Origin of the sequence: Nocardiopsis sediminis (assembly GCF_042650565.1) — a bacterium.
Lineage (GTDB): Bacteria > Actinomycetota > Actinomycetes > Streptosporangiales > Streptosporangiaceae > Nocardiopsis_B > Nocardiopsis_B sediminis.
The window spans coordinates 610,208-620,073 of the sequence record NZ_JBHSBH010000015.1 but is presented as its reverse complement, the minus strand read 5'-3'; the positions used below and the strand labels follow the sequence as shown (position 1 = coordinate 620,073).

6 protein-coding genes and 1 pseudogene are annotated in these 9,866 nt (G+C 72.8%); 4 read left to right on the top strand and 3 right to left on the bottom strand.

The window, feature by feature from the left end:
- From ACFOVU_RS25280 to ACFOVU_RS25260, 4 genes and pseudogenes are all read left to right on the top strand, one after another.
- Positions 1-419 (top strand): annotated as a pseudogene (locus ACFOVU_RS25280) (GTPase); the annotation flags it as partial.
- Positions 420-848: 429 nt separating this feature from the next.
- Positions 849-2,237, top strand: a complete 1,389-nt coding sequence (locus ACFOVU_RS25275; protein ID WP_378537574.1) for a sensor domain-containing diguanylate cyclase — start codon at positions 849-851, stop codon at positions 2,235-2,237.
- 123 nt (positions 2,238-2,360) lie between these two features.
- Positions 2,361-5,192: an energy-dependent translational throttle protein EttA gene (ettA, locus tag ACFOVU_RS29405; RefSeq protein ID WP_449289742.1), complete on the top strand. Its 2,832-nt coding sequence runs from the start codon at positions 2,361-2,363 to the stop codon at positions 5,190-5,192.
- Positions 5,193-5,271: 79 nt separating this feature from the next.
- Positions 5,272-5,796 (top strand): globin, encoded by a 525-nt coding sequence (locus tag ACFOVU_RS25260; protein WP_378537571.1) that lies wholly within the window; start codon positions 5,272-5,274, stop codon positions 5,794-5,796.
- An 18-nt stretch (positions 5,797-5,814) separates the two neighbouring features.
- Here the strand turns inward: ACFOVU_RS25260 and ACFOVU_RS25255 are convergent, their stop codons facing one another.
- From ACFOVU_RS25255 to ACFOVU_RS25245, 3 genes are all read right to left on the bottom strand, one after another.
- The gene (locus tag ACFOVU_RS25255) at positions 5,815-6,891 is read right to left on the bottom strand and encodes an RDD family protein (protein WP_378537569.1); all 1,077 of its coding nucleotides are present in this window, start codon (positions 6,889-6,891) and stop codon (positions 5,815-5,817) included.
- A gap of 215 nt (positions 6,892-7,106) precedes the next feature.
- On the bottom strand, positions 7,107-7,574 hold the full coding sequence (locus tag ACFOVU_RS25250; protein WP_378537568.1) for an acyl-CoA thioesterase: 468 nt from the start codon (positions 7,572-7,574) through the stop codon (positions 7,107-7,109).
- A gap of 53 nt (positions 7,575-7,627) precedes the next feature.
- Complete coding sequence (locus tag ACFOVU_RS25245) at positions 7,628-9,739, bottom strand: prolyl oligopeptidase family serine peptidase (RefSeq protein ID WP_378537566.1); 2,112 nt, start codon at positions 9,737-9,739, stop codon at positions 7,628-7,630.
- Positions 9,740-9,866 lie beyond the last annotated feature (127 nt).

The following is a 9,866-nucleotide window of genomic DNA, read 5'->3' as shown; positions in this document are numbered from 1 at the left end:
TGGGCGAGGTGATCGCCTCGACAGTGCCCGACCCCGAGGACACCCCGTCGTGGTGGCGGACGGTCAGTTTCGTGCAGCACCTGCTCGTGGCGCTCGGCGCCGCCGGGCTCGCGTGGCTGGCGACCCTGGTGGCCAGCTGGTGGGCGGGCGGGCTCACGGGCATCGTCGCCTTCGACGACCCCGGGTTCATCGGGTTCGCGGCGGCCATCGTGGTCGCCGCCCCCGTGGTCGGCTGGCTGACCGACGTGGGCTGCCGCAACCTGGTCTCGGTCGCCGCCGCGCAGCGGCGCGAGCGGGTGGAGCTGACCAGCGCCGAGCGTGTCCGCGCCATCGCCGAGGAGCGGATCCTCGCCCCCGTGGAGCAGGAACTGCGGCGCTACCAGGAGTACAGCGAGGCCCTGGTGTCGGCCAAGGGCTGAGAACCGGCGGTAACAGGCGAACGGCGGGCCGGGGAAGCGATCCCCCGCCCGCCGTTCGTTCGCACTGCCGTTCATCGTCGCGGACCGCCGGCGGCATGCGCGGCGAATCAGCGTCCGGACGCACCGGCCGGGTTTAGACCCACTGGATACCAGAGGACACGATGACCCCTCTCCCTCTGTGAACGAACCGCGGGCGGTTCATGCCCGCCCATCGCCGCTGCATGGGGCCGATCGGTGTGGTGTCGGTCCGCGCGGAACCGGCGCCTGGCGGCCATGGGCCGACCGGCTGGCCGGGACCGGCCGCAGCGCTCCCCAATGTAACGGTTCCCTCTCGGTGTTGCACAATCAGCGATTAAAGTATCACTGACTGTAGTTCAAAGTGGGACCTCGGGTGTCGGCGCGATGTCCGGGGTAGCGAGGGAGATCCACGTGGCGGTGGCAGAGCGAACCGTTCCCGAGCGTGCGATGTGGGTTCACCGGGTGCGCTCCTGGCCGGTGTTCGGGCTACCGCGGTCCCTCGCCTGGTATCTGGGGGCGCTGCTGGCCGGCGCGCTCGGGGTGCTCCTGACCGCGATCGCGCTCACCCCGATCCGCCCCCAAGAGGCCGGCGTCTTCCTGGCCCTGGTGGCGTGCGCGGGCGGGTCGGTCGAGGCCATGCGGCGGCTGGGCTCGCCCGCCGTGCTCACCCGCGACCTGCTCGGCGCGTGGTGGTTCCCGACCCTGCTGCTCCTGCCCCCCGTCTACGCCCTGCTCATCCCCATCCCCGTCTACCTGCTCCTCCAGTACCGCCACCACCGCGGGGTGGTGCACCGCAGGGTGTTCAACGTCGCCTCCGCCGGGCTGTCCGGCTTCCTGGCCTCGCTCGCCTTCCACACGGTGCTGGCCGGCGACCCTGTCCGCGCCCTCTCCCTGCCCGTGGACGAGGCGGAACGGACCCTGGTGACCGGCCCCGGCGCGATCCTGGCCCTGCTGTGCTGCGCGATCTTCACCGTGCTCAACACAACGGTGGTGGCCGTCGCCGTGCACCTGAGCGCCCCCGAGACCCCGTGGAAGCGCACGTTCTGGGACCGCGAGGCGTTCACCATCGACAGCGCGGAACTGTGCGTGGGCCTGACCGTCGCCATCATGACCGGGCTGTCGATGGTCCTGCTGCTGATCGCGCTGCCACCGGTGATGCTGCTCCAGCGCAGCCTGCTCTACCAGCAGTTACAGGCCGCGGCGCGCACCGACCCCAAGACCGGGCTGCTCAACGCCGCCGCGTGGGAGGCCGAGGCCGCGACCGAGGTGGCGCGCGCACACCAGTCGGGCGATCCGGTCGCGGTGCTCATCGTCGACATCGACCACTTCAAGGGCGTCAACGACACCTACGGCCACCTCTTCGGCGACCACGTGCTGGCCGGCGTGGCCACCACGCTCACCCACCAGCTCCGGCCCACCGATGCGGTCGGGCGGTTCGGCGGCGAGGAGTTCGTCGTGCTGCTGCCCGGCGCCGACATGGCCGAGGCGTGCCGCGCCGCCGAACGGCTGCGCATGCGCGTGGGGCGCATGGTGCTCAAGGCCGACGACGCCGGCGTCTCCATCACCGTCTCCATCGGGGTGGCGGTGCTGGGCGTGCACGGCGACGACATCGTGGGCTTGCTCGCAGCGGCCGACCTCGCCCTCTACCGGGCCAAAGGCGCCGGCCGCAACCGCGTGTGCCTGCCGCTCACCGGCCGCACCCTGCGCGGCCGCACCGGCCCGGTCCGGCCCGAACCCGAGCGCACGCTCCCCGGCGAGATCCACCGCCTGGGGGCGCCCGCCTGTGAGGAAAGCGGGTAGCCCTTGCCGCTATGAGTGTCCGCTCGCCGCCCCCGCGGGCTGCGTTCACCGGCCGCGGGGGTGCTGTCCACAAGCCACCGATCCGCCTTGTGCCGTACATGTCCGGTCACGCACCGTGAATGCATGGCCAACGACGACTCCCCCTCCCCGTCCCGTGGTCCCCGCCCCTCTTCTCCCCTCCCGTTCCCCGCCGGCCCGGCCGTGGGGGTTCCCGGGCGGCTGACCCTGTCGGCGCCGGCCGACATCATCGCCGCCACCCCCTACCTCCTCGGCTACCACCCCGCCGACCTGCTGGTCGTCCTCGGGCTGCGCGGCCGCGAAGGCCGCGTGCACATCGTCTTCCGCTGCGACCTCCCCGTCGGCGGCGGCCCGCCCGACGGGATCGCCGCCTCCGCGCGCCACGTCTCCGCCACGCTGCGCCGCGACGGCTGCACCGCCATGCTCGTGGCCGGATACGGCCCCGCCCCGGCGGTCACCCCCTGCATCGACGCTCTGCTCGCCGCCGGCGAGGCCGACACCGTTCCGGTGCGCGAGGCGCTGCGCGTCACCGATGGGCGCTACTGGTCCTACCTGTGCCGGTCGGCCGACTGCTGCCCGCCCGAAGGCGTCGCCTTCGGCCTCGGGTCATCGCCCGTCGCGGCCGCCGCGGTGGCCAACGGCCTTACCGCCTGGCCCGGCCGCGATGACATCCGGGCCTTCGTATGCGACGGCGACCCCGCCCTGCGCGACGCCGTCGCCCGTGCCACCCCCGCAGCGGTGGCGCGGGGGTGGCTGCTGCGCGAGCCCGATGAGCGCGACACCTACGGGCACCGTTTCCGGGCCGAAGGCGCCCGCGCCGTCCGCGCGGCCGCCGCCGATGCCCTGTGCGGACGGCCGCCCCGCGACCCCGTACGGATCGCGTGGATCGGAGTCCTGCTCGAATGCGTCCGCGTCCGCGACGAAGCGTGGGCGCGGATCGAGCCCGCGACCGCCCGGGCGCATGTGGCGCTGTGGCGCCAGGTGCTGCGGCACGTCGGCCCCGCCTACGCGGCGGCGCCCGGGGCGCTGCTGGCGGTGGCGGCGTGGACGGGCGGCGACCTCGCGCTGGCCGAGGTCGCGCTCGACCGCGTCGACGAGGTCGCGCCGGGCTATTCCATGGCCGGGCTGATCCGGCGGGCGCTGCGCGGCGGGATCGTGTGGGAGGGGTTCACCCCGGAATGGCTCGAAGAGCGATATCCGCTGGCAGAAGCGGTCGGCGTCGATTCGGCGGAGTGGCCGGGGCACCGGCGCCGAAGCCCTAGGCTTGAAGGCATGCCGGACTATATCTACAGCCTGCGAAACGTGCGCAAGGCGCACGGCGACAAGGTCGTGCTGGACGACGTCTCGGGCCAGTTCCTGTTCGGGGCCAAGCTCGGTGTCGTGGGGCCGAACGGCGCGGGGAAGTCCACGCTGCTGAAGCTCATGGCCGGTATCGAGCAGCCCTCGAACGGCGAGGCCCGGCTGATGCCGGAGTTCACCGTCGGCCTGCTCGCCCAGGAGCCCCAGCTCGACCCGGACAAGACCGTCCTCCAGAACGTCGAGGACGGCGTGGCCGAGACCAAGGCGATGCTCGACCGCTTCAACGAGATCGCCGAGAAGATGGCCACCGACTACTCCGACGAGCTGTTGGAGGAGATGGGCAAGCTCCAGGAACAGCTCGACCACCGCAACGCCTGGGACCTCGACAGCCAGCTCGCGCAGGCCATGGACGCCCTGCGCTGCCCGCACCCGTCGGCCGACGTCTCGGTGCTCTCCGGCGGTGAGAAGCGCCGCGTGGCCCTGTGCAAGCTGCTGCTGGAACAGCCCGACCTGCTGCTGCTCGACGAGCCCACCAACCACCTCGACGCCGAGAGCGTGCAGTGGCTGGAGCAGCACCTGGAGAAGTACCCCGGGACCATCGTCGCCATCACGCACGACCGGTACTTCCTCGACAACGTCGCCACCTGGATCCTCGAACTGGACCGCGGCAAGCTCTACCCCTATGAGGGCAACTACACCACCTACCTCGACACCAAGGCCTCGCGGCTGAAGGTCGAAGGCCAGAAGGACATCAAGCGCCAGCGCCGGCTCGCCGAGGAGCTGGAGTGGGTCCGCTCCAACGCCAAGGCCCGCCAGACCAAGAGCCGTGCGCGCCTCCAGCGCTACGAGGAGATGGCGGCCGAGGCCGACAAGACCCGCAAGCTGGACTTCGAGGAGATCCAGATCCCGCCGGGCCCGCGCCTGGGCAGCAGCGTGGTCAACGTCAAGGGCCTCACCAAGGGCTTCGGCGACCGCCTGCTGATCGAGGACCTCAGCTTCCAGCTGCCGCCCAACGGCATCGTCGGTGTGATCGGCCCCAACGGCGTCGGTAAGACCACCCTGTTCAAGATGATCGTGGGCGAGGAGGAGCCGGACTCCGGCTCGATCTCCGTCGGCGACACCGTGAAGATCTCCTACGTCGACCAGTACCGGGGCCGGATCGACGACAAGAAGAACGTCTGGGAGGCCATCTCCGACGGCGAGACGTTCATCCAGGTCGGCCACGTCGAGATCCCCAGCCGCGCCTACGTCGCCGCCTTCGGGTTCAAGGGCTCCGACCAGCAGAAGGCGGCCGGCGTCCTTTCGGGCGGCGAGCGCAACCGGGTCAACCTCGCGCTCACCCTCAAGCAGGGCGGCAACCTGCTGCTGCTCGACGAGCCCACCAACGACCTCGACGTCGACACCCTGGGCTCGCTGGAGAACGCGCTGCTGGACTTCCCCGGCTGCGCCGTGATCACCAGCCACGACCGCTGGTTCCTCGACCGCGTGGCCACGCACATCCTTGCGTGGGAGGGCGGGGCCAACTGGTTCTGGTTCGAGGGCAACTTCGAGTCCTACGAGAAGAACAAGATCGAGCGGCTGGGCGCCGAAGCCACGCGCCCGCACGCGGTGACCCACCGCAAGCTCACCCGCGACTGAGTCCGCGACCGCAGGGGCCGCCGGGCCCCTGCGGTCCGGGTTTCCGGCGGCGATCGCCCACCACGTAAGCTGGCAGGCGATGAGTGATCCGCGCGAAGACCCCGTGACCTTCTACGACGCCGTCGGCGGCGAAGAGACGTTCGTCCGTCTCGTGCGCCGCTTCTACGAGGGCGTCGCGGCCGACCCCGTGCTGCGCCCCCTCTACCCCGAGGAGGACCTCGGCCCTGCCGAGGAGCGGCTGCGGCTCTTCCTCATCCAGTACTGGGGCGGCCCGCGCACCTACAACGAGCTCCGCGGCCACCCGCGGCTGCGGATGCGCCACATGCCCTTCCGGGTGGGGGCCCGCGAGCGCGACCACTGGCTCGCCCACATGCGCGCCGCGATCGACGACCTCGCCCTGCCGGCGGCGCTCGAACGCCGGCTGTGGGAGTACATGGTCTACGCCGCCCACAGCATGGTCAACGTCGCCGACGACACCGAGCCGCCCGCGGTGGCCGACCCCACGTCCATCACGGTCACCCGGCGCTCCGAGCCGGGGGAGTCCGGCGACCCCCGCTCCGACGACGACGGCGGCGGCGACCCCATCCGGATCTCGCTGAAATGACCGCGGGCGCGGCCGCGGTCAGTGCTCGCGGATCACGATGGTCCGGGCCGCCTTGTCGTTGAGCGACTGCTGCTCCGGGCGGTCCCACAGCGGCCACAGGCCGTTGAGGAACGGGAAGAGCGCGATCAGCGCGCCGAGGACCGGCAGCCAGTTCAGGCCGGCGGGCCCCCACCACACCAGGGCCCGGACCAGCGCCGCCTGACCCGCCAGGCCCGTGCCCTCGGGCCCGCGCCGCACGCCGCCGCCTTCGGGGGCGTGCAGCGGGATGACCCGCAGCCCCATGGCCATCTTGCCGAGGGTGGCCCCCCATCGGGTCAGCATCCAGGTCTCGTAGGCGACGAGCAGGGCGCAGACCAGGATTCCGCTCACCGCGTCGAGCAGCAGGTTCTCCCCGGCGCCCGCGGCGAATGGGCCGGCGGGCAGCGCCCGGCCGGGGCCGGCGGCGAGCACCCAGGTGATCAGCACGGCGAACAGGACGATGAAGATCGGGATGACCACCACCAGGGCGTCGACGATGCGCGCGATCAGGCGCTGCCACCAGTCGGCGGGCCGCAGCCCCAGGGCGGCGGCGGTCGATCCGGGCGGCGCGAAGGGCCGGTAGGCCCGGTAGGGCTCCTGCTCACCCGGGTCGAACCCCCCGTAGGGCCGCTGGTGCCCGGTCTCCGCGGGGCCGTCCGGCCACCCGGCGGGCGGCTGTAACCCGCTCGCAGGCGGCGGCGGGCCCGTTCCGGCACCCGGCGGCTGGTCCGCGTCGGCCCCCGGCGGCGGGTCCGCGCCGCCGGGCGCGTCGTCCTCGCGTGGCGGCGCGTGCCGCGGGCGGTAGGCCGGGGCGTGGGGGTCGACCGGCTCGCCGTGGGGGGCCGCGGGCTGGTGGGGGCCGCCGGGCGGCCCCTGTGGCGCCGCGTAGGGGTCGTCGGACGGTGCCTGCGGCTCCTGCGGGCGGTGCGGCTCCTCCGCCTCCGGGGCACCCTCCTCCGGCGGCGCATGCGGGCTGGGCGGCTCCTGGGGGCGGTGGTGCGGCGGCTCCGGCCGCGGCTCGCGCGGCGCGTCCGATCCGGGATCCCCGGCCGGGTCGCCGGAAGGTGGCTGGTTCATCGTCGGTGCACCTCGGAGGTGGTGTGGCGGTTCGCCTCCATCATGGCCGCGGGCCGCCACCGGCACCCGGCGACACACGGTGACGGTGCGATCGGAACAGGTGAGGGCGCCAGGAGGCGCCCTGGACCGGCCTCCGGCCCGCCGAAGTCCCGCCTTCGGGAATGCGACGGGGGGGCCGCGCATTCGCGCGGCACCCCCGGTGGGGTGTGGCGGTCTCAGGCGGGGGTGCCGGTGTCCAGGTAGCCGCGCAGGTAGGTGCGCTCGGCGGCGTCGAGGCGGCGGACCCCCTGGGTGGCGAGGTCGTAGCCGACGAGCACCGTTTCGGCGCGGACGTAGACGCGGGCGTCGTCCACGATCTCGTAGGCCAGCCGGAAGCTGGCGTTGCGGACCTCGGTCACCCACGTCTCGACGCGGACCGGTTCGCGTCGCAGCAGCAGCGGCTGGAGGTAGTCGACCTCGTGCCGGGCGACCACCAGTCCGCCGATGCTGTGGCCGCCCTCCTCGGGCGCGTCCCACTTCAGGAAGGCGATGCGCGCGTCCTCCAGGTAGGTGAGCATGCGCACGTTGTTGACGTGGTTCAGCGGATCGAGGTCGGCGAACCGGACGTGCGCGAAATGCACGTGGCGCCGCCGCCCCCCGCTCCGGTCCTCCTCGGTGCGTGCCTCGGTCGCGACCTCTGTCACTGCCGGTCCATCCTTTCTCGCCTGCCGACCGGACGATCGCCGGCGGCCCGTGCTCAGCTCGACGCGTCCCCGGTGTCCTCCGGGACCACGAGCCCGGTGTAGCGGGCCAGGAACGCGAGTTGGTCGGCGTTCAACCGCACACTGCGGCTCACCGATCTTGAACTGTGCCCCACTTCGGCCTCGCGCCGCAGCAGAATCGGCCGCTCGGCCGGGGACGCCGAAGTCGCGTGCTGGAGGGCCGCGCACATCTTGCGGGCGTGCAGCGGGTCGACCCGGGTGTCGTTGTCGAAGACGGTGAACAGCGTGGCCGGGTAGCGCACGCCGTCGGTGACGTTGTGGTACGGGGAGTAGCCGTGCAGCCGGGCCAGCGCCTCGGGGTCGTCGGCGCTGCCGTACTCGACGTTCCACAGCTGGCCCAGGCCGAACCGCTCATAGCGGACCATGTCGAGCAGCGGCGCCGAGCACACGGCCGCCGCGAACAGGTCGGGCCGCTGGGTGATCGCCGCCCCGACCAGCAGGCCGCCGTTGCTGCCGCCCATGACGGCCAGCCGGCCGGCGGTGGTGCGCCCGGTGGCGATGAGGTGCTCGGCGGCGGCGGCGCAGTCGTCGAACACGTTCTGCTTGCGGTCGAGCATGCCGCCGCGGTGCCATTCCTCCCCCTCCTCCAGCCCGCCCCGCAGGTTCGCGACGGCGTACACGCCGCCCGCGCGCACCCACGCGAGGATGGTGGAGGAGTAGCCGGGGGTGAGCGAGATCGAGAAGCCGCCGTAGCCGTAGAGGATCGCCGGGCGCGGGCCGTCGGCATCGGGCGGGGAGATCACCAGCATGCGCACCGGCGTGCCGTCGCGCGAGGTGTAGGTGACCTGCTCGGTGCGGACCTCGGGGAGGTCCAGCCGCCCGGGCGGCGAGGCCCACACCGACAGCTCGCCCGTGCGGGCGTCGTAGCGGTGGACCGTGGTGGGCGAGGTGTTGTCGGTATAGCCGAACCACACCTCGTGGCCGCCTTCGGGCCGTTCGACGAGCCCGCCGATGGAGCCCAGGCCCGGCAGCTCCAGCGCGCCGCGCCGCTCGCCGTCGGCCAGGGCGTGCACGCTGACCTCGCTGATGGCGTGCCGGCGCCAGGCCGCGAGCAGCAGCGGTTCGGCGAGGCCTTCGTCGAGGATGGCGAAGTCGCTGAGGACGGCATCGGGGTCGGTGGCGATGAGGGTGCGCCAGTGCTCGGCCCCGGGGGCGGCGGGGTCGGTCACGCACAGCCGGCCGCGGGGGGCGTCGCGGTCGGTGAAGAGGTAGAGGCGGCCGTCGCGCCCAACGTAGGGGGAGACCTCGGCGTCGACGCCCTCCTGGATCGTGCGCAGGCGCGGGGACTCCAGGCCGCTGTCCGACAGGTCGGCGATCCAGGCGTCGTTGCGCGACGAGGTGCCCTTGGTGCAGGTGAGCAGCAGCCAGCGGCCGTCGCGGCTGACCCCCACCCCGTAGTACTCGGTCTTGTCGCGGCCCTCGCCGAAGATGAGGACGTCGTCGTCGGTGGGGGTGCCGACCCGGTGCAGGTAGACGCGGCGGTGGTACTGCTCCTCCCCGGCGGGCACCCGGTCGGGTGCGAGGCGGCGCACGTAGTAGAACGCCTCGCCGCCGGGGAGCCAGGCGATGGGGGAGTAGCGGCACCGGTCGATCGGGCCGTCGACCTCCTCGCCGGTGGCGATGTCCATGACGCGCAGGAGGGACTCTTCGTCGCCCCCTTCGGAGAGCTGGTAGGCGAGCAGCCGCCCCTCGCGGTCGGGGCGCCAGGAGTCGAGGGTGGTGGCGCCGGTGGGGTCGATCGCCGTGGGGTCGATCAGGACGCGCTCGGGCAGGCCGGGCTCGCTGAGATAGAGGACGCCGTGCTCCTGCTCGGCGGTCCGGCGGGTGAACAGATGGCGAACTCCCCGCCACACCGGCGTGCCGACGAACCCGGCGCCCATCAGCTCCGTGAGCCGCCCGCCGAACCATTCCCGGCCCGCGAGCCCGGCGGCCGCATCGGTGAAAAGGGTGTCCTGCGCTGCGCCCCATTCCTTTGTGGCGGCGGACTCCGGGTCCTCGAGCCACCGGTAGGGGTCGGAGATGTCATGGCCGTGCAGGGTTTCGACGAGGTCCAGACGCTCTGCGGCGGGATAACGGCGTTCAGGCATGGATGAACTCTATCCGGCCGGTTCGACACGCCCCGGGAGGGAATCCATGCCGTTGACGAGCACCGATAATTGGGGTGGCGGTGGAGCGGCTCCACTCGGCACACTGAATGCGGGACGTTACTCGGCG

Excerpts from the sequence above, each read along its gene's own strand:
- ettA (WP_449289742.1), top strand. The coding sequence starts at position 2,361 with ATGGCCAACGACGACTCCCCCTCCCCGTCCCGTGGTCCCCGCCCCTCT.
- ACFOVU_RS25260 (WP_378537571.1), top strand. The coding sequence starts at position 5,272 with ATGAGTGATCCGCGCGAAGACCCCGTGACCTTCTACGACGCCGTCGGC.
- ACFOVU_RS25255 (WP_378537569.1), bottom strand. The coding sequence starts at position 6,891 with ATGAACCAGCCACCTTCCGGCGACCCGGCCGGGGATCCCGGATCGGAC.
- ACFOVU_RS25245 (WP_378537566.1), bottom strand. The coding sequence starts at position 9,739 with ATGCCTGAACGCCGTTATCCCGCCGCAGAGCGTCTGGACCTCGTCGAA.